This is a genomic window from Pseudomonas sp. AK181, assembly GCF_051122975.1.
In the GTDB taxonomy this organism is placed as follows: Bacteria; Pseudomonadota; Gammaproteobacteria; order Pseudomonadales; family Pseudomonadaceae; genus Aquipseudomonas; species Aquipseudomonas lactis.
On sequence record NZ_CP146348.1, the window covers coordinates 5,081,497 to 5,107,871 of the forward strand.

At 61.6% G+C, this 26,375-nt stretch carries 25 protein-coding genes; 9 read left to right on the plus strand and 16 right to left on the minus strand.

The features are described 5' to 3' along the window. Nucleotides 1-179: 179 nt before the first annotated feature. The 5 genes from V8689_RS23220 to xerD all read right to left on the minus strand — a co-directional run bounded on the left by V8689_RS23220 (nucleotide 180) and on the right by xerD (nucleotide 8,705). Nucleotides 180-3,752, minus strand: coding sequence for an ATP-binding protein (locus V8689_RS23220; RefSeq protein WP_056789237.1), 3,573 nt, complete (start codon nucleotides 3,750-3,752; stop codon nucleotides 180-182). A 266-nt stretch (nucleotides 3,753-4,018) separates the two neighbouring features. After that, complete coding sequence (thrC, locus tag V8689_RS23225) at nucleotides 4,019-5,428, minus strand: threonine synthase (RefSeq protein WP_056789122.1); 1,410 nt, start codon at nucleotides 5,426-5,428, stop codon at nucleotides 4,019-4,021. A 67-nt stretch (nucleotides 5,429-5,495) separates the two neighbouring features. Continuing rightward, nucleotides 5,496-6,800, minus strand: a complete 1,305-nt coding sequence (locus tag V8689_RS23230) for a homoserine dehydrogenase (RefSeq protein ID WP_003193959.1) — start codon at nucleotides 6,798-6,800, stop codon at nucleotides 5,496-5,498. Between the two features lie 128 nt (nucleotides 6,801-6,928). After that, on the minus strand, nucleotides 6,929-7,660 hold the full coding sequence (locus V8689_RS23235) for a thioredoxin fold domain-containing protein (RefSeq protein WP_056789118.1): 732 nt from the start codon (nucleotides 7,658-7,660) through the stop codon (nucleotides 6,929-6,931). Between the two features lie 148 nt (nucleotides 7,661-7,808). Then, nucleotides 7,809-8,705 (minus strand): site-specific tyrosine recombinase XerD, encoded by an 897-nt coding sequence (gene xerD, locus V8689_RS23240; RefSeq protein WP_047711700.1) that lies wholly within the window; start codon nucleotides 8,703-8,705, stop codon nucleotides 7,809-7,811. Nucleotides 8,706-8,812: 107 nt separating this feature from the next. Between xerD and V8689_RS23245 the strand changes: the two genes are divergently transcribed. Beyond that, on the plus strand, nucleotides 8,813-10,621 hold the full coding sequence (locus V8689_RS23245; protein ID WP_056789116.1) for a cation:proton antiporter: 1,809 nt from the start codon (nucleotides 8,813-8,815) through the stop codon (nucleotides 10,619-10,621). Here V8689_RS23245 and V8689_RS23250 read toward each other — a convergent pair whose 3' ends face one another. From V8689_RS23250 to ffh, 6 genes are all read right to left on the minus strand, one after another. Then, a complete protein-coding gene (locus V8689_RS23250; RefSeq protein WP_003193963.1) occupies nucleotides 10,622-11,035 on the minus strand; it encodes an acyl-CoA thioesterase in 414 nt (137 codons plus the stop codon). A gap of 82 nt (nucleotides 11,036-11,117) precedes the next feature. Next, the gene (gene rplS / locus V8689_RS23255; RefSeq protein WP_003175895.1) at nucleotides 11,118-11,468 is read right to left on the minus strand and encodes a 50S ribosomal protein L19; all 351 of its coding nucleotides are present in this window, start codon (nucleotides 11,466-11,468) and stop codon (nucleotides 11,118-11,120) included. 45 nt (nucleotides 11,469-11,513) lie between these two features. Beyond that, on the minus strand, nucleotides 11,514-12,287 hold the full coding sequence (gene trmD / locus V8689_RS23260; protein ID WP_153475158.1) for a tRNA (guanosine(37)-N1)-methyltransferase TrmD: 774 nt from the start codon (nucleotides 12,285-12,287) through the stop codon (nucleotides 11,514-11,516). Next, the gene (rimM, locus tag V8689_RS23265; protein ID WP_003175898.1) at nucleotides 12,269-12,805 is read right to left on the minus strand and encodes a ribosome maturation factor RimM; all 537 of its coding nucleotides are present in this window, start codon (nucleotides 12,803-12,805) and stop codon (nucleotides 12,269-12,271) included. Before rimM ends, trmD begins: the two co-directional genes overlap by 19 nt. 5 nt (nucleotides 12,806-12,810) lie before the next feature. Then, a complete protein-coding gene (rpsP, locus tag V8689_RS23270) occupies nucleotides 12,811-13,062 on the minus strand; it encodes a 30S ribosomal protein S16 (RefSeq protein ID WP_003175899.1) in 252 nt (83 codons plus the stop codon). Between the two features lie 250 nt (nucleotides 13,063-13,312). Then, nucleotides 13,313-14,689, minus strand: coding sequence for a signal recognition particle protein (gene ffh, locus V8689_RS23275; RefSeq protein WP_003193965.1), 1,377 nt, complete (start codon nucleotides 14,687-14,689; stop codon nucleotides 13,313-13,315). 232 nt (nucleotides 14,690-14,921) lie between these two features. Between ffh and V8689_RS23280 the strand changes: the two genes are divergently transcribed. The 3 genes from V8689_RS23280 (at nucleotide 14,922) to V8689_RS23290 (ending at nucleotide 18,694) form a co-directional block, all read left to right on the plus strand. After that, the gene (locus tag V8689_RS23280) at nucleotides 14,922-15,734 is read left to right on the plus strand and encodes a cytochrome C assembly family protein (protein WP_003193966.1); all 813 of its coding nucleotides are present in this window, start codon (nucleotides 14,922-14,924) and stop codon (nucleotides 15,732-15,734) included. A gap of 12 nt (nucleotides 15,735-15,746) precedes the next feature. Then, the gene (locus tag V8689_RS23285; RefSeq protein ID WP_434520634.1) at nucleotides 15,747-16,994 is read left to right on the plus strand and encodes a transporter associated domain-containing protein; all 1,248 of its coding nucleotides are present in this window, start codon (nucleotides 15,747-15,749) and stop codon (nucleotides 16,992-16,994) included. A 389-nt stretch (nucleotides 16,995-17,383) separates the two neighbouring features. After that, nucleotides 17,384-18,694 (plus strand): MFS transporter, encoded by a 1,311-nt coding sequence (locus V8689_RS23290; RefSeq protein WP_056789110.1) that lies wholly within the window; start codon nucleotides 17,384-17,386, stop codon nucleotides 18,692-18,694. A 45-nt stretch (nucleotides 18,695-18,739) separates the two neighbouring features. Here V8689_RS23290 and purT read toward each other — a convergent pair whose 3' ends face one another. The 5 genes from purT to V8689_RS23315 form a co-directional block, all read right to left on the minus strand. Beyond that, nucleotides 18,740-19,921 carry a formate-dependent phosphoribosylglycinamide formyltransferase gene (gene purT, locus V8689_RS23295; protein ID WP_017139720.1) on the minus strand — a complete coding sequence of 394 codons (1,182 nt, stop codon included), beginning with the start codon at nucleotides 19,919-19,921 and terminating at the stop codon, nucleotides 18,740-18,742. A gap of 70 nt (nucleotides 19,922-19,991) precedes the next feature. Beyond that, entirely contained in the window at nucleotides 19,992-20,459 is a 468-nt protein-coding gene (locus tag V8689_RS23300; protein ID WP_003193971.1) for a preQ0 transporter, read from the minus strand. A 148-nt stretch (nucleotides 20,460-20,607) separates the two neighbouring features. Beyond that, entirely contained in the window at nucleotides 20,608-20,823 is a 216-nt protein-coding gene (locus V8689_RS23305) for a DUF1289 domain-containing protein (RefSeq protein WP_003193973.1), read from the minus strand. After that, entirely contained in the window at nucleotides 20,820-21,344 is a 525-nt protein-coding gene (locus tag V8689_RS23310) for a gamma carbonic anhydrase family protein (RefSeq protein ID WP_044272404.1), read from the minus strand. The genes V8689_RS23305 and V8689_RS23310 overlap by 4 nt, the downstream gene beginning before the upstream one ends. 35 nt (nucleotides 21,345-21,379) lie before the next feature. After that, the gene (locus tag V8689_RS23315) at nucleotides 21,380-21,982 is read right to left on the minus strand and encodes a CoA pyrophosphatase (RefSeq protein WP_032895425.1); all 603 of its coding nucleotides are present in this window, start codon (nucleotides 21,980-21,982) and stop codon (nucleotides 21,380-21,382) included. Between the two features lie 147 nt (nucleotides 21,983-22,129). Between V8689_RS23315 and V8689_RS23320 the strand changes: the two genes are divergently transcribed. The 5 genes from V8689_RS23320 to V8689_RS23340 all read left to right on the plus strand — a co-directional run bounded on the left by V8689_RS23320 (nucleotide 22,130) and on the right by V8689_RS23340 (nucleotide 26,359). Beyond that, nucleotides 22,130-22,678 carry an NUDIX hydrolase gene (locus tag V8689_RS23320; protein ID WP_003193976.1) on the plus strand — a complete coding sequence of 183 codons (549 nt, stop codon included), beginning with the start codon at nucleotides 22,130-22,132 and terminating at the stop codon, nucleotides 22,676-22,678. A gap of 36 nt (nucleotides 22,679-22,714) precedes the next feature. Beyond that, nucleotides 22,715-23,218 carry a L,D-transpeptidase family protein gene (locus tag V8689_RS23325; RefSeq protein ID WP_014719790.1) on the plus strand — a complete coding sequence of 168 codons (504 nt, stop codon included), beginning with the start codon at nucleotides 22,715-22,717 and terminating at the stop codon, nucleotides 23,216-23,218. Nucleotides 23,219-23,480: 262 nt separating this feature from the next. Then, nucleotides 23,481-24,227 carry a GntR family transcriptional regulator gene (locus V8689_RS23330; RefSeq protein WP_056789109.1) on the plus strand — a complete coding sequence of 249 codons (747 nt, stop codon included), beginning with the start codon at nucleotides 23,481-23,483 and terminating at the stop codon, nucleotides 24,225-24,227. Nucleotides 24,228-24,249: 22 nt separating this feature from the next. Further along, nucleotides 24,250-25,356, plus strand: a complete 1,107-nt coding sequence (gene nagA / locus V8689_RS23335) for an N-acetylglucosamine-6-phosphate deacetylase (protein WP_056789105.1) — start codon at nucleotides 24,250-24,252, stop codon at nucleotides 25,354-25,356. After that, a complete protein-coding gene (locus tag V8689_RS23340; protein ID WP_155717281.1) occupies nucleotides 25,337-26,359 on the plus strand; it encodes an SIS domain-containing protein in 1,023 nt (340 codons plus the stop codon). The genes nagA and V8689_RS23340 overlap by 20 nt, the downstream gene beginning before the upstream one ends. Nucleotides 26,360-26,375 lie beyond the last annotated feature (16 nt).

Genomic DNA, 26,375 nt, shown 5'->3' on the forward strand with positions numbered 1-26,375 from the left:
GTGGTTTAACGGGGCGCCTAAGATCAAAAGCAGATCAAGATCAAGAGCGGCTCGCTTCGCATCGTGGTTACCGTACCCACAAATTTGTGTAGATACGGCTATCGCAGGCAAGCCAGCTCCCACAGAGGATCTTCGTTGCCTTGAGCATTGCGCTCGCTAAGCTGATCGGCATTGAGGTATTAGGCATCCAGGTAGGGCTGCAGGTCTCGACGAAACGCCTTGAGCACCTCGGACAAGCGCAACCAGGGTGCTTCAAGCTCGGCGCCGCGTTGCTCACGGGCGCATTGTTCAAGGGCGACGCAGGCCTTGGCGAGTGGCAGTGCATCCACCAGCGAGCAAATGCCCTTGAGCCGGTGCAGCGAAGCATTCAAGCGTGCCATGTCACGCTCGGCCAGGGCGCCCACCAATACCTCGTGTTCGTGGTCCAGGCTTTTGGCCAGTTCCTGCAACATGCTCTGCAGCACCGGCCCGTCGGCCTGGGTCATGGTGCGCAGGGCCTGGATATCGAACGAACGCTGGGGCGCCACGCGGGCCAGTACTTGGGTCCAGTGTTCCAGGGTCACGGGCTTGACCAGCAGTTCGTCCATACCGGCGTCCTCGCAGCGGCGTTGTTCATCTTTCATGGCGTTGGCGGTGCAACCCACCAGCGCACTCCGGGGCCGTTGCTCCTCTGCCTCCAGGCGCCGGATCGCCGCACTCAGGGCATAACCGGACATGCCGGGCATCTGGCAATCGGTGACCAGCACGTCAAAACGCTGCTCACGCCAGCGTTGCAACGCGGCCTCGGCCGACTCCAGGACGACCACCTGGTGACCGAGGAACTGCAACTGCTGCGCCAGCACCAGGCGATTGGCCGCCAAATCATCCACCACCAGCACCGACAGGCTACGCCCCGTCGGTGACAACGTCGCGGTGGGCGTTGCCGGCACATCATCGGTGCTGACCCGGTCCAGGCGCAGGTCAATGCACACCACCGTCCCCTCGCCCACCACGCTGTCGAGGTGAATGCTCCCGCCCATCAATTCCACCAGTTGCTTGCAGATACTCAGGCCCAGCCCGGTGCCGCCATGCTGCGCGGCGGTCAAGGCGCTTACCTGGGTAAACGGCTTGAACACCCGCGGCTGTTGCTCGGCGCTGATGCCCGGGCCGCTGTCCTTGACGCACAGGTGCAGGTATTCGGTATCGCGCTCATCCCGCTGGCAGGTCACGCTGAGGTGAACCCCGCCCCGCTCGGTGAATTTGAGCGCATTGCCCAACAGGTTGTGCATCACCTGGCGTAACCGCAGCGGGTCGAACCAGTAATAGCCCTGAGCGGCCGGATCAAACGCCAGGGTCAGATGCAGGCCCTTCTTTTGCGCCGTGGCTTCGAACAGGCTCTGGATACCCTCGAAAAAACTCTTGAGCTCAGTGGTCTGTGGTGCCAGTTGCAGGTGACCGGCCTCGATCTTGGCCAAGTCCAGGCTGTCGCCCATCAGCGCAATCAACTCGCGCGCTGAACGATGGGCCACTTGCAGCGCCTCGGAAACCGGCTGGCCGCTTGCCAGACAACGCTCTTGCTCCAGTTCGAGCAAGCCAATGATGGCGGTCATGGGGGTGCGAATCTCATGGCTCAACGCCGAGAGAAATGCACTTTTGGCGTAGTTCGCTTCATCGGCGGCCTGGCGGGCGTCCATCAGTTGGCGCTCCAGGTCTTTGCGTTCGTTGATATCGATCCAGCCGCCCAACAACCCCTGCAAGCGGCCCTGGGCGTCGAAAAAGGGCACGGTCCACTGATAGACGTGATAAGTGCCGCCGTTGAGTTCCAGTTGCCGGTCGACAAACAGAGGCTGTTGCGTGGCCAATTGTTCCATGTGCCCGGCGTGCAGGCGCGCCGCTGTGGCGTCAGGCACGACCTTGCTCTCCATCAGCGTCAGGCCCTGGATCAGCTCCAGCCGGGTCGCCAGTTGCTGTTCATAGCTTTTGTTGCAGGTTACCAGCCGCCCATCCAGGTCGCGGACGAACAGCGGGTTGGGCATACCGTCGAGCAATGCGCGCTTGAACGCCAGCTGGTCATTGAGCCGTTGCTCGGCCTCCAGCCGTTGGCGAATCTGGCGCTTGAGCCGGCTATTCCACACTAACGACACCAACACAAACAGCAGCGCCGTGGCAACCGTCCAATAGGCCCAGGGCGGTACACGCTGCCAGACGGGCGGCGGGATCACCACGGCACCGATCCAACGCAGGCGCAAGGCACTCAACTCAGCCACCGGCAACGCCTCCAGAGCTTTGTTCAGAATGGTCAGCAATTCAGGCTGGTCCTTACGCACCGACAGGCAGTTGGACGACCACTGGCCGTCGACACTGCGGCCCATACGCAGCCCCTCCTCTGCGTAACTCTGCACTTCCACTTCAGTCTGTAGGGTGGCGGCGGCCTCGCCCCGTCGTACCAGCTCACGGGCCTGGGTGTAATTGTCCACCAGGCGCAACTTGATGCGTGGATGTTCATGGCGAATCTGGCTTTCCATGACGTGGCGCGCCGGCAATGCCAGCACCTTGCCGTCCAACTGGTTCAAGCCCGTCAAGGGCGCGGCATCGGCCCGTTCGATAAACACCCAGCCGGAGCCGCCAAAACCATGGCTGAAGTTGAGCAGCGCACTGCGCTCCTGATTCACCGCCAGGGTGGTGTTCATCTGCGCCCGGCCGGTTTCCAGCCATTCCAGGGTTTGCGCGGTAGAACCCACCTCTTCATAAATGAACTGCAAACCGGTCATGCGCGAGATGCGATTCAACAGGTCGACATTCAAGCCAACCCAGTGGCCGTCCTTGTCCCTGAAGATATAAGGCGACATTTGCTGGGCCACCACCACGACATGGGGATGCTCGCGCACCCAGGCCCGTTCCGATGTCGACAACGCAATGCGCTCACCACTGATGCCGACGCCGAGACCCGTGGTCCAGCGTGCGAGGATTTCGCGCTGCACCGACTCGTCGAGGCTTGCCAGCGCGCGGTTCATCATGGCCCCCAGCAACGGATCAGCCTGGCGGGTGGCAAAGGCAAAACCGATGGGCGCCAGCCGGCTTTGCTCCTTGATCTGCAACCCCAGGTAAGGCCGCAGCGATTTATACGCGCGCACGATCACTTCATTGCCGATAAACGCATCGACGTCGCCCTGCTTCAAGGCTTCGAGGCCGCTGTAGAGGTTGGGCGCGAGCATGATGTGGCTGTCGGGATACGCCGCGTGAACCTTCTGCACGTTGGCGTAGCCGTCGAGCAACACCAGCTTCTTGCCGGCAAGGTCGTCGCCTTGGGTATCGTCGCGGCGCAGCACCACCACTGAACGGTCGGGCATGTAGTCCGGGGTGAACTGCAGGCCGGGCACGTCACGCTCGTAGCCATTGGCACTGGTGAGAATATCGATGGTGCCGTTGCGCAGCGCCTCGACCGCCTGGGCCCGCTCGGAGAAGCCCAGCACTTGCATGGGCACGCCCAGCCGCGCGCCGACCAGGCTCAAGTAATCGGCGCTGATGCCCTGGTAGCGATTGCGGTCGCGGGTGATGTCGATCGGCTGGTAGTCATCGATCGAAATGCCCACCTTCAACGTACGATGCGCCGTCAGCCACTGCTGCTCGTTCGGCGCCAGGGGCATCGGTTCAAGCGCGATAAACGCTGGCACCAGTTTGAACGGCAGGCTGACGGCGGCCAGGCTCATGGGTACCTGGGTGAGCCACAACAGGCCCACCAGCTTCAACGTCCATTGGATCAACACCTGCACCGGTTGGGTTTCCTTGATTGGGCGAATGGGCAAGTATGGCTCGCCAGAATGAAAAAGCCCGTCACGAGGACGGGCTTGGCCGACTGCAAAAAAGCTGAATGCATACCTGTAGCAGCCTGATATCCGCCGCATGGTTAGCGGGTGAGTTAGCTGAATGTGGGAGCCGGGCTTGCCCGCGATGCAGACGCCTCGGTATTCAGTCGTACCGAGGCGCCCGCATCGCAGGCAAGCCAGCTCCCACACAAACCCGCTACCACATTCTTAAATTAGAGCGGTTTACCCCGATTGCCATGCTGGCTGACAAACGCCTGCACCGCCTTCAGGTCGTTGGCCAACACGGTGCAGCGCTCTTCGCGCTCGAACAGGTCGGTCAAATGTTCCGGCAGTTCCAGCGCCTTGCCAATGCCGGCCTTCTCCACCGCTTCCGGGAACTTGACCGGGTGCGCGGTACCAAGGATCACCATTGGAATATCCAGGCTGCGGCGGCACTCGCGGGCGGCTTTCACGCCGATAGCCGTGTGCGGGTCGAGCACTTCGCCGGTCTCGGCATAGACCTGCGCGATGGTTTCGCAGGTCTGTGCGTCGTCCACGGCCAGGGAATCGAACAGCTTGCGGGTTTCGGTCCAGCGCTCTTGCTCGACGCTGAAGCCGCCACCTTGCTTGAAGCTGTTCATCAACTCGGCCAGGGCTGCGCCGTTGCGACCGTGCATGTCGAACAGCAGGCGTTCGAAGTTCGACGACACCATGATGTCCATGGACGGCGACAGCGTGGCGTGCAGGGTTTCCTTCACGTACTGGTTGCCGCTCATGAAGCGATGCAGGATGTCGTTGCGGTTGGTGGCGACGATCAACTGGTTGATCGGCAGGCCCATGTTGCGCGCCAGGTAACCGGCAAAAATGTCGCCGAAGTTGCCGGTCGGCACCGAGAACGACACCGAACGCGCCGGGCCACCCAACTGCAGCGAAGCGTGGAAGTAGTAGACAATCTGGGCCATGATCCGCGCCCAGTTGATCGAGTTCACCGCCACCAGGCGCGTGCCCTTGAGGAAGCTCTGGTCAGCGAAGCTGTTCTTGACCATTTCCTGGCAGTCGTCGAAGTTGCCTTCGATGGCGATGTTATGGATGTTCTCGCCAAAGATGGTGGTCATCTGCCGACGTTGTACTTCCGACACGCGCTTGTGCGGGTGCAGGATGAAGATGTCGACGTTTTCGCAGTGCTTGCACCCTTCGATGGCCGCCGAGCCGGTATCGCCGGAGGTGGCGCCGATGATCACCACGCGCTCGCCGCGCTTTTCCAGCACGTAGTCGAGCAGGCGGCCCAGCAGTTGCAGGGCGAAGTCCTTGAACGCCAGGGTCGGGCCGTGGAACAGCTCCAGCACCCACTCATTGCCGTTCAGTTGGCGCAGGGGCGCGATGGCGTTGTGGGAAAACACGCCGTAGGTTTCTTCCAGAATCTTTTTGAAGTCCGCATCCGGAATGCTGCCGGTCACGAACGGGCGCATCACTCGGAAGGCCAGCTCGTAATACGGCAGGCCGGCCCAGGAAGCGATTTCTTCCTGGGTGAAGCGTGGCAGGTTTTCCGGCACATACAGGCCGCCGTCGGTGGCAAGGCCTGCCAGCAGAACGTCTTCGAAATTCAGGGCCGGTGCCTGGCCGCGGGTGCTGATATAACGCATGACTGGCTCCTCTAAAACATTCTCGAACAGGGGCCGCCGAATGGACGGGGCCCCTGGAACAAATCGGTTAGTTCAAGTGTTCGACGCGAATCCGCACCACCGGGCCCACTACGCCTTGCAAGGCTTCCAGGGCGTGGATGGCATCGTTGATGTGCTGTTCGAGCACGCGGTGGGTCAGCAGGATCATCGGCACCTGGCCGTTTTGCTCCTCGACTTCCTTCTGCATGATCGACTCGATGTTGATACCGCGCTCCGACAGGATGCTGGCCACCTGGGCCAACACGCCTGGATGGTCCTGGGCCTGGATGCGCAGGTAGTAGGCACTTTCGCAGGCTTCGATCGGCAGGATCGGATGGGCCGACAGCGAGTCCGGCTGGAAGGCCAGGTGCGGCACGCGGTTTTCCGGGTCGCTGGTCATGGCGCGAACCACGTCCACCAGGTCGGCGATCACCGACGACGCGGTCGGCTCCATGCCGGCACCGGCGCCGTAGAACAGGGTGGAACCGGCGGCGTCGCCGTTGACCATCACCGCGTTCATCACGCCGTTGACGTTGGCGATCAGGCGATCGGCCGGGATCAGCGTCGGGTGCACACGCAACTCGATGCCTGCCGGGGTGCTGCGCGCCACACCCAGGTGCTTGATGCGATAGCCCAGGGCTTCGGCGTAGTTGACGTCGGCGGTGGTCAGCTTGGTGATGCCTTCGGTGTAGGCCTTGTCGAACTGCAGCGGGATACCAAAGGCGATGGAGGCCAGGATGGTCAGCTTGTGGGCCGCGTCGATGCCTTCCACGTCGAAGGTCGGGTCGGCTTCTGCGTAACCCAGGGCCTGGGCTTCGGCCAGCACGTCTTCGAAGGTACGGCCCTTCTCGCGCATTTCGGTGAGGATGAAGTTACCGGTGCCGTTGATGATGCCGGCCACCCAGTTGATGCGGTTGGCGGACAGGCCTTCACGGATCGCCTTGATCACCGGGATACCACCGGCCACCGCGGCTTCGAACGCCACGATCACGCCCTTCTCGCGGGCCTTGGCGAAGATCTCGTTGCCGTGCACGGCGATCAGCGCCTTGTTGGCGGTGACCACGTGCTTACCGTTCTCGATGGCCTTGAGCACCAGCTCGCGGGCCACGGTGTAGCCGCCCACCAGCTCGATGACGATGTCGATCTCAGGGTTGGTGGCCACGGCGAACACATCGTTGGTAATCGCAATACCGGTCGTTTCGAACTGAGGCTTTGGCGAACGCGTGGCAATCTGCGCCACTTCAATCCCGCGACCTGCGCGGCGGGAAATTTCTTCAGCGTTACGCTGAAGTACGTTGAAGGTACCGCCACCGACGGTCCCTAACCCACAGATGCCTACTTTGACCGGTTTCACTGAAGAACTCCCCATGAAACGGCCGACGCTAGGTCGGCCGTGAAAACAGCCGCACAACTGCGGCTCTCAATTAATGACCCGCCGACGGTTCGGCGGGCCATGATCGTCAAAGGCTCAACGATAAATGCTTACTTGCTACCCAGTGCCAGTTTGGCAACTTGCGGCGCCGGCTGGTAGCCCGGAATCACCTGGCCGTCGGCCAAAACGATGGCCGGTGTACCGTTCACACCAATGGACTGGCCCAGGGCGAACTGCTTGGAAACCGGGTTGGCGCATTTGGCCGACTTGATTTCCTTGCCATCGACCATCTTGTCCATGGCCGCTTTCTTGTCGGCCGAGCACCACACTGCCTGCAACTGCTCGTCACCCGGCGAACCCAGGCCCTGGCGCGGGAAGGCGACATAGCGCACTTCCACACCCAGCTTGTTCAGCGCCGGGATCTCGGCGTGCAGCTTGTGGCAGTACGGGCATGTGGTGTCGGTGAACACGGTGATGTGGGTCTTGGTTTCGCCAATGGCGGGGTAAACCACGGTTTCAGCCACCGGGATGCCGTTGATCAGCTTGGACACGCCCAGGCGCTCGGCCTTCTCGGTCAGGTTGACCGGCTTGCCGTCCTTGAGCTGGAACAGGTAGCCCTGGACGATGTACTGGCCATCGGCACTGGCGTACAGCACGCGGCTGCCCTTGAGCTTGACTTCATACAGGCCGGCCATGGGGCTGGCGCTGATGCTTTCGATAGGCGTGTCGAGCGCCAGGTTGGCCAGGCTCTTGCGGATGGTCTGCTCGGCCGCATCATCGGCGAGCGCAAAGGTGGAAACCAACGCAATGGCTGCGGCGGCAATAATCTGGGTCAAGCGCATGGGAACTCCTGAAGGCAGAGGCAGGGACGGGAGCAGAATACTGATCTGGACCACAATGGATGCCGTCCCCTTTGCGAACCGGCAAAGCCTACCACAGTTGGGCGGGAGGGCAGCCCGCGACAGGTAAAATGGGCCATTTCTGACGGTTTTATCCGCGTGGGTGATGCTTGGCGTGCATGTCCTGCAAACGTGCGCGCGCCACGTGGGTGTAGATCTGGGTTGTGGATAAGTCGCTGTGCCCAAGCAGCATTTGCACTACACGCAAATCCGCACCGTGGTTGAGCAAGTGGGTGGCGAAGGCATGGCGCAAGGTGTGGGGCGACAGCGCCTTGCCGATCCCGGCCACTTTGGCTTGGTGCTTGATGCGGTGCCAGAAGGTCTGGCGGGTCATCTGCTCGCCGCGCTGGCTGGGGAACAGCACGTCGCTGGGGCGTCCACCGAGCAGTTCGTGGCGCGCATCGCGCATGTAGCGCTCGACCCACACAATCGCCTCCTCGCCCATGGGCACCAGCCGCTCCTTGCTGCCCTTGCCCATCACGCGCAATACGCCCTGGCGCAGGTTGACCTGTTCCAGCGTCAGGCTGATCAGTTCGGTGACGCGCAGGCCGCAGGCATACAGCACCTCCAGCATGGCGCGGTCGCGCTGGCCGATGGCTTCGCTCAGGTCCGGGGCCGCGAGCAAGGCCTCGACGTCGGCTTCCGACAAGGATTTGGGCAACGGCCTGCCGAGTTGCGGCATGTCGATTTGCAGGGTCGGGTCGACGGCGATGAGTTTTTCCCGCAGCAGGTAGCGATAAAAGCCACGCACGCCGGAAAGGAATCGCGCAGTGGAGCGCGGTTTGTAGTTCTGCTCCAGGCGCCAGGCCAGATGATCGAGGATCAGCTCGCGCCCGGCATTGATCAGCTCTAGGTTTTTCTCCTGCAGCCAGCCGTTGAACAGCGCCAAGTCACTGCGGTACGCCTGGCGTGTGTTGTCCGACAGGCCTTTTTCTAACCAAAGGGCGTCGAGGAAGCGGTCGATCAGGGGATGGTCAATGGCAGGCATGGGCACTCAAGCGACTTAGCACAAGGCAATACGCGTATTATTTAAGGAACTGTGACAAGAGCCATTAGTCTTTCATAGCCCGCTATTTCAAGGAACAGGAAGCTTTAATGAACGAACAACAGATTTTGTTGGCTTTTGGCGGTATTGGCGTGGCCGCACTCGGCTGCCAGTGGCTGGCCTGGCGCCTGAAACTGCCAGCGATTCTGTTTCTTCTGCTGAGCGGGATTCTGGCAGGGCCGATACTTGGATGGCTCGACCCGCAGGAAATGTTCGGCCCTCTGTTGATGCCGTTGGTGTCGTTGGCAGTGGCGCTGATCCTGTTTGAGGGCAGCCTGACCCTGCACCTGTCGGAATGGAAGGAAATCGGCAGCGTGGTGCATCGCCTGGTCACGGTTGGCGCCCTGTCAACCTGGGCAGTGATCACGCTGGCTACCCACTGGCTGCTGGGTTTTGACTGGATGCTGGCGCTGCTGTTCGGCACCCTGACACTGGTCACCGGCCCAACGGTGATCGTGCCCATGCTGCGTGTGGTGCGCCCCAAAGCCTCCATCGCCAATATCCTGCGTTGGGAAGGCATCGTCATCGACCCGATTGGCGCACTGCTGGCGGTAGTGGTGTATAGCTTCATCATCGCCAGTGCATCAGGCGACGGCTTGAGCCACAGCCTGCTGACCTTCGGCGGCGTTATCCTTTGCGGCAGCCTGTTCGGCATCGCCGGTGGCTGGGTACTGGGGCAGATCATGCGCCGCCAGTGGTTGCCGGAATACCTGCACAACCTGGCGACACTGGCGGGCGTGCTGGGCATCTTCATCGCCTCCAACCAGGTGATGCATGAGTCCGGCCTGCTGGCGGTCACGCTGATGGGCATGTGGATGGCGAACATGAAAGGCGTGGATGTACGGCACATCCTGCACTTCAAGGAAAACCTCAGTGTCTTGCTGATTTCCGGGCTGTTCATCCTGCTGGCGGCACGCCTGGACCTGAACGCCATGATCGCCCTGGGCCCGTTCGTGTTGATCCTGCTGTTGATCATCCAATTCATTGCACGCCCATTGAACGTGGCGCTTTCGACCTTTGGCTCCGGGCTGAACTGGCGCGAGCGCGCGCTGCTGGCCTGGATCGCCCCACGGGGAATCGTGGCGGCGGCGGTGTCAGCGATCTTTGCGATCCGCCTGGATGAGGCCGGCCACGAAGGTGCGTTGTTGCTGGTGCCGCTGACCTTCGCGGTGATCATCGGCACCGTGGTGCTGCAAAGCGCCACGGCACGCCCCTTGGCTCGCCTGCTGAAAGTCGCTGAGCCGGCGCCCAGCGGCTTCCTGATCGTGGGTGCGAACGGCCCGGCGCGGGCGCTCGGCAAGGCCTTGCAGCAACTGGGCAGCCGCGTGTTACTGACGGATTCCAGCTGGGAAAACATTCGCGCCAGTCGTATGGAAGGCTTGCCTACGTACTTCGGTAACCCGGCCTCCCAGCATGCCGAGTCCCATCTGGACCTGGTCGGCCTGGGGCATCTGCTCGCGCTCTCGCCTTCCGGCGAACTGAATGCCTTGGCCACCATGCGTTTTCGCCATGATTTCGGCCATCGCCTGTTCGCCCTGGCCAGCAGCCAGGAAAACCGTCGCACCGACAAGCACAAGGCCAGCCACGAACATCGCGGGCACTTGCTGGGCAGCCAACCCTTGAGCTACACCAAATTGGCCAGCCTGCTGGGCCAAGGCGCCGAGCTGTACAGCACCAGCCTCACCGACGGCTTTGGCTGGGAGCAGTACCAGGCGTTGCACGGGGAGCGCGCTACCTTGCTGTTTGCCCGGGACACCAGCGGCTGGGTGCACGTGGTCTCGCCAGAGAGCAACTTGAAGCCTGTAGCGGGCTGGACCTTGCTGGCAGTGATTCAACCGCAGGCCAACACCGCCGAGTAGTCAGTCAACAAACCCAGGCAGAACCGGTACAGGGCGTTTATCTGCGTCAATCGCGACGAAGCTGAACACGCCCTGGATCGCCTTTTCACGGCCATCAGCGCTCATGCTCTCGACGAACACCTCCACTTCGACCTTGAGGCTGGTGTTGCCGACTTTGATCACCCGACCGATCAGCTCAACGATAGAGCCGGCCGGGATCGCGTGGTTGAAGTCGATACGGTCGGTGGAGACCGTCACCAAAGGTAAGCGGCAGAAACGCGTGGCGGTGATGAACGACACTTCGTCCATCCACGCCAAGGCGGTGCCGCCGAACAGGGTGTTGTGGTGGTTGGTGGTGGGCGGGAACACGGCCTTGGTCACGTGGGTGACAGACAGGTCGGTGCGGCGCTGGATTTCTTCGAGGCGGGTGGTCATGGGTCAATACCAACAGATAGGCAAATTTCAGGCACAAAAAAGCAGCCCGTAGGCTGCTTTTTTCTGCATCGGGAAGCTGGACTTAAGCCAGTTTTTCCTTGATGCGAGCTGCTTTACCGGACAGGTCACGCAGGTAGTACAGCTTGGCTTTACGTACGTCACCGCGACGCTTAACGGCCATGCTGTCGATTTGCGGGCTGTAGGTCTGGAAAGTACGCTCTACGCCAACACCGTTGGAGATTTTACGAACAGTGAAAGCACTGTTCACACCACGGTTACGCTTGGCGATTACCACGCCTTCGAACGCTTGCAGACGCGAACGGTCGCCTTCCTTCACTTTCACCTGAACGACAATAGTGTCGCCCGGGGCAAAGGTAGGGATCTCTTTGGTCATCTGCTCTGCTTCGAGTGCAAGGATGATTTTGTTAGTCATGCTGTGCTCCTAAGGTAAGTCAATGGACCTACCATCGATACGTTGTTAACTATCGTCCCGCGCGAGGATGTATTCCTCGAGCAGCTTCTTCTCTTCTCCAGAAAGCGAGCGGCTTTCCAGAAGATCGGCGCGTCGTTCATAGGTCCGACCAAGGGACTGCTGTAAACGCCAACGCCGGATGTGTGCGTGATTGCCACTTAGCAATACGTCGGGAACACGCTGATCCACATACACCTCCGGACGGGTGTAGTGCGGGCAATCCAGCAAACCATCCGTGAAGGAATCTTCCTCCGCGGAGTCCGCATGCCCTAAAGCTCCGGGCAGCAGTCGTGTAACCGCATCTATCAGGACCATCGCCGGCAGCTCGCCGCCAGACAGGACATAGTCCCCAATCGACCACTCTTCATCGACATGAGCTTCAATAAAACGCTCGTCAATGCCTTCATAGCGACCGGCAATCAGGATCAAACTTTCCTCATTCGCCAGTTCGCGTACCGCCGCCTGTTTCAGCTGACGGCCTTGAGGGGACAGGTAAATTACCTTCGCCTTCTCCCCGGCGGCTGCCTTGGCCTGAACCAACGCATCTTCCAGGGGCTTGATCTTCATCACCATGCCCGGGCCACCGCCAAATGGGCGATCGTCCACAGTGTGATGTCGATCCGTCGTGTAGTCTCGCGGGTTCCAACAGGTGAGCTGCAACAGCCCCTGTTTCACCGCCCGACTGGTGATGCCGTACTCGCTGATGGCGGAAAACATCTCGGGAAACAAACTGATCACTTCAATGCGCAAATTAGCCACGCTTAGAAGTCCGCGTCCCATTCCACCTTCATCTCGCCCGCTGCCAGGTCGACGGCCAACACGCATTGCTCGGTATAGGGCAACAGGCGTTCACGGTCATCCAGGCTGCCAGCGCAAGGCTTGACCACCATTACATCATTGGCGCCGGTTTCCAGAAGATGATCGATTTTCCCCAGCAATTGCCCGAGTTGATCAATAACCTTCAGACCTTCCAGCTGGTACCAGTAGTACTCGCCGTCGGTCAATTCAGGGAACAGGTTGCGCGGCACGCAGATCTCATAACCGGCCAGAAGACGAGCTTCTTCACGGTCATCAAGACCCTTGAGCTTTGCGACCAGGAACTTGTCGCTCCCGCGTCCACTGACCAGCTCTACCTGTTTCACACTCCCTTCGCGCTTGAGCGTCCAGGTCTTGTACTGCAACAGGTTTTCAGTCGGATCAGTAAAGGAATACACCTTCACTTCGCCGCGAACGCCATGAACAGAGTAAATCTTGCCGATAACGATCAAATCATCAGCAACAGCTGGCGTCGCGTTCATATTGCTCAGGCTGCGGCCTTAGCCGAGTCCTTCAACAGTTTTGCAACGCGCTCGGATGGCTGTGCGCCAACGCTCAGCCAGTAGGCTACGCGCTCTTGGTTCACGGACAGACGAACTTCTTGACCACGAGCAACAGGGTTGAAGAAACCAACCTGTTCCTTGTGCGAACCGTCACGCGGGTTGCGGCTGTCGGTTACGGTCAAGTGGTAAAACGGGCGCTTTTTGGAGCCGCCAAGGGCAAGACGGATTGTTAGCATGTGAACATCGTTCCTGTAGTCGGTGCTGCAAATCTAAATGCACAGCGGGCATAGGTGCCCGAAAGGCCGCATATTCTAAGGAATATCCGGACTTTTGCAAATGTCTTTTTCTGGCGCCTATCAGCGTGCCATTCAGATCTGCTATAGAGCCGTCGGTTAAAACGGCGAGTCAGCGCCCGCCAACGGCGGGTTTGCTGGAGATCCCACATCCTTGTGGGGCGGAGCAAAAGCAGGCTTTTGCTCGAATTCTTTACATTTTAGGCATGCCGCCGCCGGGCAACATACCGCCCATGCCGCGCATCATCTTGGCCATACCGCCCTTGGCGGAGAATTTCTTCATCATCTTCTGCATCTGCTTGTGTTGCTTGATCAAGCGACCGATGTCCTGCACCTGGGTGCCGGAACCCATGGCGATCCGGCGCTTGCGCGAACCGCTGATCAGCTCAGGGTCGCGGCGCTCGGCCGGGGTCATGGAGTTGATGATGGCTTCCATCTGCTTGAACTGCTTCTCTGCCGCGCCCTGGGCGTTGCCCATTTGCGCCAGGTTCACACCGCCGATGTTGGGCAGCTTGTCCATCAGGCCGCCGAGGCCGCCCATGTTCTTCATCTGTTGCAGCTGGTCGCGGAAGTCTTCGAGGTCGAAGCCCTTGCCCTTCTTCAGCTTCTTGGCCAGTTTGTCGGCCTTGTCCTTGTCGAGCGTGGCTTCGGCCTGCTCGATCAGGCTGAGCACGTCACCCATGCCGAGGATGCGCGAGGCGATACGCTCAGGGTGGAACGGCTCGAGCGCTTCGCTCTTCTCACCCATACCGATGAACTTGATCGGCTTGCCAGTGATGGCACGTACCGACAGCGCGGCACCGCCACGGGCGTCGCCGTCGACCTTGGTGAGGATCACGCCGGTCAGCGGCAGTGCGTCACCAAAGGCCTTGGCGGTGTTGGCCGCATCCTGGCCGGTCATCGCGTCGACCACGAACAGCGTCTCGACCGGGTTGATCGCGGCATGCAGCGCCTTGATCTCGCCCATCATCTCTTCGTCGATGTGCAGGCGACCGGCGGTATCGACGATGACCACGTCGATGAACTTGAGCTTGGCTTCTTTAATAGCCGCGTTGGCGATGTCGACCGGCTTCTGGCTCAGGTCGGACGGGAAGAAGGTCACGCCCACTTCGCCCGCGAGCATTTCCAACTGTTTGATGGCCGCCGGACGGTACACGTCGGCCGACACCACCATCACGGATTTCTTCTTGCGCTCTTTAAGGAAGCGCGCCAGTTTGCCGGCGGTGGTGGTTTTACCCGCACCTTGCAGGCCCGCCATCAGCACGACGGCTGGCGGCACGGCGCTGAGGTTCAGGTCTTCGTTGGCCGCGCCCATCAGGCTTTCGAGTTCGGCCTGGACGATCTTCACAAAGGCCTGGCCCGGGGTCAGGCTGCGGGACACTTCGGTGCCGACCGCGCGTTCCTTAACCGAGTTGACGAAGTCCTTCACCACCGGCAAAGCCACGTCGGCTTCCAGCAACGCCATGCGCACTTCACGCAGGGTGTCTTTAATATTGTCCTCGGTCAGCTTGGCCTTGCCGGTAACGTGGCGCAGCGTCTGCGAGAGACGGTCAGTCAAGTTTTCAAACATGCGCGATCCTTTCAGGCCCTATTCATCGAAATGCAGGTAGACCGAGGTAATGGCGGCCCAGGCTGGGGGAAATAGCTATTGAAAACAGCGTTCGCCGAGCCTGCGGCGTGGGCAGGTCGCGGATTATAGCGAAGACTGCGCCCATGCACACCCGCTGTCTGGCCCGGGAGTCTTTCTTGCAACGCAGGTGTGTGCCAAACTCAACGCCTTTCGGGCTTGCCTACCAGGATTTATGCTCCCTTTGTCACCCAGTTTGCTACCCAGCCTCGCCGCCGCCATTTTGTATGCCGCTGCGACCCTCTATCAGGGCACTCGTCTGGCCCAAGGCGCCAAAGCGGACAAACGTCTGCTCGTCGGCCTTGGCGTGCTGGCCCTGCTGGCCCATGCCGCCAGCCTGTTCACCCACCTGATGACCCCGGTCGGCCTGGGCCTGGACTTTTTCAGCGCCGCCAGCCTGATCGCCGCGGCCGTCATCGCGCTGACGCTGCTGGCCTGCTACCGGATCCCGGTGGAGAACCTGCTGGTGCTGTTATTCCCCTTGGGAATGCTGACGGTGCTGCTCGCCCAGTTCACCCCCACTGGCACCGTACAGGTGATCGACGAGGAACCGGGCATCCTCGCCCACATCCTGTTGTCGATTCTCGCCTACGGCATGTTCACCATCGCGGTGTTCCAGGCCCTGCTCCTGCTGCTGCAGGATCACCAGCTCAAGCACAAGCACCCGTCCGGGCTGATCAAGAACTTCCCGCCGCTGCAAACCATGGAAAGCCTGCTGTTCGGGTTCCTGTGGGCCGGTTGGACCCTGCTGTCGCTGTCGCTGATCTCCGGCTGGCTGTTCGTCGAAAACCTGTTTGCCCAGCACCTGGTGCATAAAACCTTGCTGGCGTGCCTGGCGTGGGTGGTGTTCAGCGTGCTGCTGTGGGGGCGCAACCGCCTCGGCTGGCGTGGGCACAAGGCCATCCGCTGGACCCTGGCCGGTTTCTGCCTGTTGATGCTGGCCTATTTCGGCAGCAAGCTGGTTCGCGAATACATCCTGCATATCTGACGGGCAGTGATCATGGACAACTTGCCCTTAGGGCCGATGCTCGCCGTAATTGCCCTGCTGATTTTGTGGGCGGCGCTGTTTACTGCCATAGAAGCTGCACAACAACACCTGCTGGCCCTGCGCCCTGGCACACGTCAGGGCGACAAGGCGGCTGCGCGCCTGAGCTTCCCGCGCCATAGCCTGATCCTGTGCAACAGCCTGTGCCGCGCCGCCGTGGTGATTCTTTGCACCCTGCTGGCGATCTATGCCTGGGCAGAGAACGGGCCCTGGCTGGGCTGGCTGATTTCTTGCGCAGGGCTGCTGGTGCTGGCCGACTACTTGCCCCGCACCCTGGCCACCCGTCACCCCCAAGCAGTGCTGGGCTTTGGCAATACGTTGCTCGGCGTACCGCTGAAAATCCTTTACCCCCTGGCCTGGCTGCTCAATGGTATCAGCCTGCTGCTATTGCGCCCGTTTGCACGCAAATCCGGCGTGGTCAAAAACAGCGACGAGCCGCTGCCCGACCATGACGACGACCCAGAACCCGACACCGACGCCGACCGCACGCCCGGCCTGCCCGGCCTGCCCGGTATCCATGCCCTGGACAACATCACGGTCAACGACATCCTGGTGCCGCGCAGCGAAGTGGACGGCATCAACCTCGATGAGCCAATAGAAGACATCATCGAACAGTTGCGCACCTCGCAACGCACCCGCTTGCCGGTGTTCCACAGCGACATCAACCAGGTGCAGGCCGTGCTCAATACCCGGCAGGTCCAACACCTGCTGCCCGACGCCAGCCTGACCAAAGAGGCCCTGCTCGCCGCCTGCCACGAGCCTTACTTCGTGCCGGAAAGCACGCCATTGCAGCTGCAACTGCTGAACTTCCACAAACAGCAGCGGCGCCTGGGCATGGTGGTGGACGAGTACGGTGAAGTGCTGGGCATTGTCACCCTGGAAGATATTCTGGAAGAGATCGTCGGCGAATTCGAAAGCGATCAGGCGGTGGATAACCCGCATATCGAAGCCCAGCCCGATGGTCGCTACATCATCGACGGCGCCGCCTCGATCCGTGAACTGAACAAGAGCCTGGGCTGGCACCTGCCCAGCGACGGCCCCAAGACCCTCAACGGCCTGGTCACCGAAGCACTGGAGACCATTCCCGATTGCGCGGTGTGCCTGAAAGTCGGGCGCTATCGCCTGGAAATCCTCGAGACCGAGGACAACCGGGTGAGCAAGGTGTTGATCTGGCATACCAGCCACGTGCCAGTGGCCGCCTGACCTCAACCCGGTCAATGTGGGAGCTGGCTTGTGTGGGAGCTGGCTTGCCTGCGATAGCATCACTGCGGTGTGACTGACACACCTAAGTGCCTGCATCGCGGGCAAGCCCGGCTCCCACACAAGCCAGCTCCCACATTGATCCAGTTCCAGACCATAGATCCTCGCCAGCCCCTTGTTGGATCCTTAGCCCCCTTCCTATAATCCCTGCGGCTTACCCAAGCCCCGCCCGACCGCGTGCTATCCGCACCCAGCGTGTCCTGGCACCGCCTTACCATGTCCGACCGGTGTTTGCTCCCATCCCGAGCCGCCCCGCGCACAGCCCTGATCCATGGGTGTTCGACCAATAATAATCCGCGTCCAAACGCGCAATAACCGTCAGGGATAACGTCATGAGCACCACCTACCCAGAGGCCGCGAGCGCCGCCCCAGCCAACTCGACTGCCCGCGTCGCCACCGCGAGCATCGTCGGCACCGCCATTGAGTTCTACGATTTCTACATCTACGCCACGGCTGCCGCCCTGGTGATCGGCCCGGTGTTCTTTCCGCAGACCTCCGGTACCGCGCAGATGCTGGCGTCGTTCCTGACCTTCGGCATCGCCTTTATCGCCCGCCCGTTGGGGTCGGCGTTGTTCGGCCACTTCGGCGACCGTATCGGCCGTAAATCCACCCTGGTGGCTTCGCTGCTGCTGATGGGCGTGTGTACCACCTTGATCGGCTTGCTGCCGGGCTACGACAGCATCGGCGCCTGGGCGCCGATTCTCTTGTGTGTCTTGCGCTTCGGCCAGGGCTTGGGCCTAGGCGGGGAATGGGGCGGTGCGGCCTTGCTGGCGACCGAGAACGCGCCCAAGGGCAAACGCGCCTGGTTCGGCATGTTCCCGCAACTGGGCCCGTCGATTGGCTTCCTGGCGGCCAACGGCTTATTTCTGATTTTGGCCATGAGCCTGAATGACGAACAGTTCCGCAGCTGGGGCTGGCGCATTCCGTTCATTCTCAGCGCCGCGCTGGTGATGGTGGGCCTGTATGCGCGCCTCAAACTGCATGAGACTCCGGTATTCGCCAATGCCGTGGCCAAGGAAAAACCAGTGAAGGTGCCGCTGGTGGAACTGTTCAGCCAGCATTGGCTGCCGGTACTGCTGGGCGCCGCGTCGATGGTGGTGTGCTATGCGCTGTTCTATATCACTACGGCGTTTTCGTTGAGCTACGGCGTTTCCACCTTGGGCTACAGCCGTGAAACCTTCCTCGCCCTGCTGTGCTTTGCGGTGTTGTTCATGGGGCTGGCAACGCCATTGGCCGCCTTGGCCAGCGACCGTTACGGGCGCAAGCCGGTGCTGATCGTCGGTGCGGTCCTGGCGATTCTATCGGGCTTTACCATGGAGCCGCTGCTGACCCATGGCTCCACCTGGGCCGTGGCGCTGTTTCTGGCGTTGGAGCTGTTTTTGATGGGCGTGACCTTCGCACCGATGGGTGCCCTGCTGCCGGAATTGTTCCCAACGCGTGTGCGTTATACCGGCGCTTCGGCGGCGTATAATCTGGGCGGAATCGTCGGCGCATCGGCGGCACCCTTCTTCGCGACCAAGCTGGTGGCGATGGGCGGGCTGAGTTATGTCGGGGGGTATGTGTCGGCGGCAGCGTTGCTGAGTTTGATTGCGGTGCTGTGCCTGAAAGAGACGCGAGATAATGACTTGAACAAGGTCGCCTGACCCCATGCTCGTTCCCACGCTCTGCGTGGGAACGAGCGTGGCGGCTTAGAGTTCTACAACAACAGCCTTGGAAGCGCGGGTCGCCTTGGCCCGAGCCGCTTCAATCGACTCATCCCGCGCCAGTGCCACGCCCATGCGGCGCTGGCCGTTCACTTCAGGTTTGCCAAACAGACGCAACGCTGTATCCGGCTCGCTCAGCGCGGCGCCGAGGTTGGCGAATGCGGTCTGGGTGGACTGCCCTTCCACCAGAATCACCGCCGACGCCGAAGGCCCGAACTGACGGATCAACGGGATCGGCAGGCCGAGGATGGCGCGAGCGTGCAAGGCGAACTGCGACAGGTCCTGGGAAATCAGGGTCACCAGGCCAGTGTCATGGGGGCGTGGAGACACTTCGCTGAACCACACCTGGTCGCCCTTGATGAACAATTCCACGCCAAACAAGCCACGGCCACCCAGTGCTTCGGTCACGGCTTTGGCAACGCGTTCGGACTCTGCCAGGGCAATCGGGCTCATGGCCTGCGGCTGCCAGGATTCCTGATAGTCGCCCTTCTCCTGACGATGGCCCACCGGCGCGCAGAAGGTGGTGCCGCCGATGTGGCGCACGGTCAACAGGGTGATCTCGTAGTCGAAATCGATAAAGCCTTCGATGATCACCCGGCCCTTGCCGGCACGCCCGCCCTCTTGGGCGTAGTCCCAGGCTTTCTGCACGTCGTCGGCGCTGCGCAACAGGCTCTGGCCCTTGCCCGACGAACTCATCACCGGCTTGACCACGCACGGGAAGCCCAGGTCCTGGACGGCCTTGCTGTAGTCTTCGAAGGTGTCGGCGAAGTGGTACGGCGAGGTCGGCAGGTCCAGCTCTTCGGCGGCCAGGCGACGGATGCCTTCACGGTTCATGGTCAACGACGTGGCGCGGGCGGTGGGGATCACGGTGAAGCCTTCGGCCTCCAGCTCAACCAATGTCGCGGTGGCGATGGCTTCGATTTCCGGCACGATGAAGTGCGGCTTCTCCGCCTCGATCACCGCACGCAATGCGGCACCGTCGAGCATGTTGATCACATGGCTACGGTGCGCCACCTGCATGGCCGGCGCGTTGGCGTAGCGATCCACGGCAATCACTTCAACGCCCAGGCGCTGCAGTTCGATTACCACTTCCTTGCCCAGCTCACCGCAGCCACACAGCAAAACGCGGGTCGCGGTTGGCGACAATGGAGTTCCGATTCGGGTCATCTCAGGTCCTCAGGGGAGCGGATCATGGGGGAGAAAGGCCGGCATTTTACATGAACTGTAAAAATTGGCCTCAGTTGGCGACGGCCCGCCGGCGGATGCGCCAGGCCATGATCAGCCAGACCACGGTGACACCGGCGAACTTGGACACCAGTGCCGTGCCCGCCACCGCCGGCGTCAGTGCGCCGATCAGGCCGAAAAAGATAAAGGTATCGAGGGGAATGCTCAGCGCCGAACTTATCCACAGGCGGTCATGCAGCGGGCGCTTGGTGATGCTGAACACCAGCCAGTCGATGCACTCGGACACCGCAAACGCCGTGGCACTGGCCAGGGCGATGGACGGGTCGGAGGTGATATAGGACAGCACCAGCGCCGCCAGCATGGCGATGATTGCGCCATGGCCGAAGCGGGTTTGCACCATATCGCGCAGGATAAATACCAGGCCGCCCCAGGCGGACCAGATAACGTCCAGGTGTGGGGCGGTGGAGAAGGCGAAGTTGATCAGCACGACGCTGCTGATGTAGGCGATCAGGAAAAACATGGAGGATGGACCTGTGGGCAATGCCGCACAGGGTACACAATTACAAGGATGTCGTCTGGCAGGGCCTCATCGCAGGCAAGCCAGCTCCCACAGTTGAAGGTATTCACACATCAAGGGTGGGAGCTGGCTTGCCTGCGATGGCGGCCTGTCAGGCGCCAGATTTCCCAGGGGTCATCCACATCATCCCACTCGCCACCGCCCGTTCATGGCACAACCCCAGCACCACCCGGCGCTCGGCGTTGTCCATACGGCTCCAGCGCGTGATCTCATCCACATTGCGCTGGCAGCCGGTGCAGATATCGTCATCGTCCAGCGCGCAAATGCTGACGCAGGGCGAGGCGACCGGTCGTTCAATCGTGCTCATTCCTGCTGCTCAGCCAGGTCACGGGCATAACGCTGCGCGTTATGCACATAGTGCGCGGCGCTGGCTTCGAGCATGCGCTTTTGCGCCTCGGTCAGCTCGCGCACCACTTTGCCCGGCGAGCCCATGACCAGCGAGCCATCGGGAATTTCCTTGCCTTCACCGATCAGCGAGTTGGCGCCGATGATGCAGTGCTTGCCAATCTTGGCGCCGTTGAGGATCACCGCGTTGATACCGATCAGGCTGTAGTCGTCGACGGTGCAACCGTGCAGCATGGCGTTATGACCAATGGTCACGCCGGTGCCGAGGGTCAGCGGGTAGCCCATGTCGGTGTGCATCACGCTGCCGTCCTGCACGTTGCTGTTCTTGCCGATCAGGATCAGCTCGTTATCGCCACGCAACACCGCGTTGAACCAGACGTTGGCGCCCTCCTCCAGCTTGACCTTGCCCACCAGCGTGGCATTGGGTGCCACCCAGCTGTGGGGGTGCGTCTCGACGCGGGCGTCGCCCAGGCGGTATTTCATGGTTTTTCCTCACGGCATGCCATTTAAGCGATGGCTTATAGATTGATGAAGCTCTTTGGCGGCTGGTGCAGGCTGATCTTGGCATCGTCATAGAGCAGGTTGATCAGCTCGACGATCATGATCGCCGTCAGCCCCCAGATTTTGTATTCGCCGAACCTGTAGCTGGGCACATACCAACTGCGGCCCTGGTAATCAATGCGGTGGGTATGTTCGCGTGGGTCCTGTCGGAAAAAGTCCAGAGGCACGCTGAAAACCGCGGCGATCTCGGCGTCGTTGGCCAGGTATTCGACGTAATCGGGGATCACGCCCACATAGGGGGTCACGCGGATGCCATGCAGGGAAATCAGCGGGCTCAACGGGCCGATGACTTCAACCAGCCCCGGCGGCAGGCCGATTTCTTCTTCGGCTTCGCGCAAGGCGGTAAAGATCAGGTCCGGGTCTTCGGGGTCGCGGCGCCCGCCGGGAAAGGCCACTTCGCCACCGTGGGTCGACAGGCCGCTGGCGCGCAGGGTCAGGATCAGCTCGGGTTCGTCACTGCGGGTAATCGGCACCAGCACCGCCGCCTCGGGGAAACGCCCGTCGGTTTCCAGGGTGTGGGGGGTGTGATTGCTTACCCGGCGAAGTAGCTCGTCCAGCATGAGTCATCTCGGTCTGTTGGCTACCTTGCATCATGCACCAAAGCGTGCGAGCGCCCAACCCCAAAACCGCAGGGCTGTCGCGAAACGACAACTTGCAGGAACGCCCGGCACCGAGCCAAGATGTGCCCATTGTCCAGGAACCCCAGCATGAATTTCTGCAGCCAGTGCGGCAAACCGGTGACCCAACGCATTCCCGAAGGCGACGCACGCCTGCGCTATGTATGCGACCACTGCTCGACCATTCATTACCAGAACCCCAATATCGTCGCCGGTACCGTGCCGGTGTGGGGCGACCAAGTGCTGCTGTGCCGCCGCGCCATCGAGCCACGCCTGGGTTACTGGACCCTGCCCGCAGGCTTTATGGAAAATGGCGAGACCGTCGAACAGGCGGCCATGCGCGAAACCCTGGAAGAAGCCTGCGCCCGCGTGCGTAACCTGAGCATCTACACTCTGATCAATGTGCCGCACATCAGCCAGGTGCATATCTTCTACCGCGCCGAACTCATCGACCTGGACTTCGCCGCAGGCCAGGAAAGCCTGGAAGTGAGGCTGTTCGATGAAGCCGACATCCCTTGGTCCGAGCTGGCTTTCCGCACGGTCGGGCGTACCTTAGAATGCTTCTTCGCTGACCGTCGCCAACAGGCGTACCCGGTACGTAGCGAGTCCGTACCACCGCTGTCCAAGCCCGCCCAATAACAAGCCGGCCAATGTCGCCAAAGGGATACCGTTTCAATGCGTTGGTTGCTTGCTCTGATCTGCCTGTCGTTCGCCACGCTGTCCCCGGCCTCCACGGTGCAAACCCTTGGCGGTAAAACGGTCGAGAAAGTCCTGGTCCTCAAGTCCGCCCACCAGTTGCAGCTGATCAACGACGGCAAACCGTTCAAGACCTATCGCATTTCCCTGGGCAAGAACCCCAAGGGCCACAAGCTGATCGAAGGCGACCGCCGCACGCCCGAAGGCCTCTACTGGATCGACTGGCGCAAGACCAGCGACCGCTTCAACCTGGCCATGCACATTTCCTACCCCAACATCAGCGACGCCGCCCGCGCCCGCCGCGAAGGCGTGAAGCCGGGCAGCATGATCATGATCCACGGCACCCCCGACACCGAAGACTACCCGGAACAGTGGTTCCACACCCTGGACTGGACCGACGGCTGCATCGGCATGCGCAACGTGGATATGCGCGAAGTGTGGAACCTGGTCAAAGACGGCACCCTCATCGAGATTCGGCCGTAATCCCACGCTGTTCGTAAAATAATTCGAAAATAATTCCTGCCCCAGGCAGCGCCTGCCGGTGAATACCAGTTCACCGCGCGGGACCCTGCACTTGTGCGCGCCATAAAGACCTCTCTAATACCACTTGATGCCAAGCCCCATTAAAGCGCCCTGAAACCGGGATTCGCACCGTTTTGGTAGCATTGACATGGTATTTAAGTGGTATTAGTTTTCGGCCATTACCGGGCGACAACACTCCAATAACGCATCGGAAACCTGACAGATGAACCCCATCCTGGCCCTGCGCCCCGACGACAAGCAATCCACGCCGCTGTACCTGCAACTGGCCCGCAGCCTTGAAGCCGCGATCCATGCCGGCCAATGGAAATCCGAACAGGCCCTGCCTTCGGAACGCGTCCTCAGCGAGCAGTTGAGCATCTCGCGGGTCACCGCCCGGAAAGCGCTGGAAGTGTTGCTGGCCCAAGGCCTGATCCGTCGCAGCCAAGGCTCCGGCACCTTCATTACGCCGCGCCTGGAACAACCCTTGTCGCGCCTGTCGGGGTTCAGCGAAATGCTGCGGCTCAAGGGGTTTGTGCCCACGTCCCAGTGGCTGGAGCGCGACATCACCCCGCCGACCCATGAAGAACTGATCCGCCTGGGCCTGTCGCCCACCGACAAAGTGGCGCGCCTCAAGCGTCTGCGCAAAGCCGATGACACGGTGATGGCGATTGAAATGACCGCCATGCCGGCGTCGGTGTTGCCCCACCCCCAGGCCATCGGCAATTCGTTGTACGAATACCTGGAAAGCATCGGCAAGCCCATCGTGCGCGCCTTGCAGCACATCCAGGCGATCAATGCCTCGGACGAGTTTGCCGCGCTGGTGGGCATCGCCCCCGGCACCGCCATGCTGCTGATGACCCGCGTGGGCTACACCGCCGACAACACGCCGATCGAGATCACCGACACCTACTGCCGCAACGACTACTACGACTTTGTCGCAGAGCTGCGCCGCCATGACTACTCCGCCTGAATGCGAACTTAGAGAACTGCCCATGACTGAAGACAATATCCTCACGCCCAGCGGCTGGATGCGCGGTCGCCTGGTGCATGAACACGGCAAGGTGGTCGCCATTGACGGCACGCCGTGCGACCCGGCCGACAACGACCTGCCCTACCTGCTGCCGGGCTTTATAGACCTGCATGTGCATGGCGGTGGCGGTGCCGACATCATGGAAGGTGCCCACGCCTTCGAGACCATTACCCGTACCCACGTGCGTTTTGGCACCACCTCGCTGCTGGCCACCACCATGACGGCGCCGGTGGAGGAAATCTCCCACGTGCTCGGTGAGCTCGGCACGTTCTGCGAACAGCGCCCAGCCGGTAGCGCCCGGGTACTCGGCGTGCACCTGGAAGGCCCCTACATCAATCCGGGAAAACTCGGCGCCCAACCCAACTTCGCCCACACCGCGTTGATGCAGGAAGTGGAAGCCTACCTGCGCCTGGCGCCAATCCGGGTGATCACCATCGCCCCGGAAATCGCCGGCCACGACGGCCTGATTCGCGCCCTCAGCCAACGCGGCGTGCGCATGCAGATCGGCCACACCCTGGGCAGCTATGAAGAAGGCGTTGCCGCCCTGGCCGCTGGCGCCACCAGTTTCACCCATTTGTACAACGCCATGAGCCCGCTGCATCACCGCGAACCCGGCATCGTCGGCGCCGCGCTGGCCCACGCCCAGTACGCCGAGCTGATCCCGGACCTGCTGCATGTGCACCCCGGCGCCATGCGCGTGGCGTTGCGCTCGATCCCCTGCCTGTACTGCGTCACCGACTCCACCGCCGCCGCCGGCATGCCCGATGGCGAATACAAGCTGGGCAGCCACACCGTGACCAAATGCCTGGGTGGCGTGCGCCTGGCCGACGGTACCCTGGCCGGCAGCACCCTGACCATGGACCAGGCGCTGCGCAACCTGGTGAAAATCGGCCTGCCTATCAGTGAAGCCTCACAACGCCTGTCGCAATTTCCTGCGGACTACCTGGGCCTGGAAGAACGCGGCCGCCTGCAACCCGGCAGCTTTGCCGACTGCGTGCGCCTGGACCGCTCCCTGACACTCACCGACGTAATGGTCGAAGGAGACACCATTGACTTCAAAAATGCTTGAAGAGGCCCTGGCCTCCTGCGACGCCGTCGCGGCCCAACTGCAGCGCCTGGACCCGATGCTGGAAGAAGTTGCCGGCCGCCTGCGCCGCCAGCCGCCGCAAGTGGCGATGACCATCGCCCGCGGCAGCTCCGACCATGCCGCCAGTTACTTCGCCTACCTGGCCATGCAGCACGTGGGCATTCCGGTGGCGTCGCTGCCGATGTCGGTGGTGACCCTGTTGCAGGCGCCGATGAAAGTCAGCGGCCAGGTGGCGTTTGGTTTCTCCCAGTCGGGGCAGAGCCCGGACTTGGTCAACAGCCTGCGCCTGTTGCGCAAACGTGGCGCCCTGAGCATCTCACTGGTCAACGCCGAAGACTCGCCGCTGGAAGCCGCCTGTGAATTCCACGTGCCGCTGTGCGCCGGGCCGGAACTCAGTGTGGCCGCCACCAAGAGTTTTATCGCCACCCTCAGCGCCAGTGCACAGTTGATCGGCCACTGGAATCAGGAAGCCGACTTGCTGCAAGCCTGTAAGGCCTTGCCCGAGGGCCTGCGTGACGCCGCCAGACAGGATTGGCGCACAGCCATCGACGCCCTTAAAGACAGCCAGCGCTTGATGGTAATCGGCCGTGGCGCCGGGTTTGCCATCGCCCAGGAAGCCGCGCTCAAGCTCAAGGAAACCTCGGCGATCCAGGCAGAAGCCTTCAGCAGCGCCGAAGTGCGCCACGGCCCGATGGCGCTGATCGACGAAAACTACCCCCTGCTGGTGTTCGCCCCACGCGGCGCCGAACAGGCCGGCCTGCTGAGCCTGGCCGCCGATATGCGCCAACGCAGTGCCCGTGTGCTGCTGGCTGCGCCGGATGACATCGCCGAACGCGACCTGACGCTGAGCCGCGCCGAACACCCAAGCCTGGACCCGATCCTGGCGATCCAGAGTTTCTACGTGATGGCCGCCGGCCTGGCTGAAGCGCGTGGCATGGACCCGGACCAGCCGCGCCACCTGAGCAAAGTCACCCGCACGCACTAAAGCGGCGTTTTCCTGA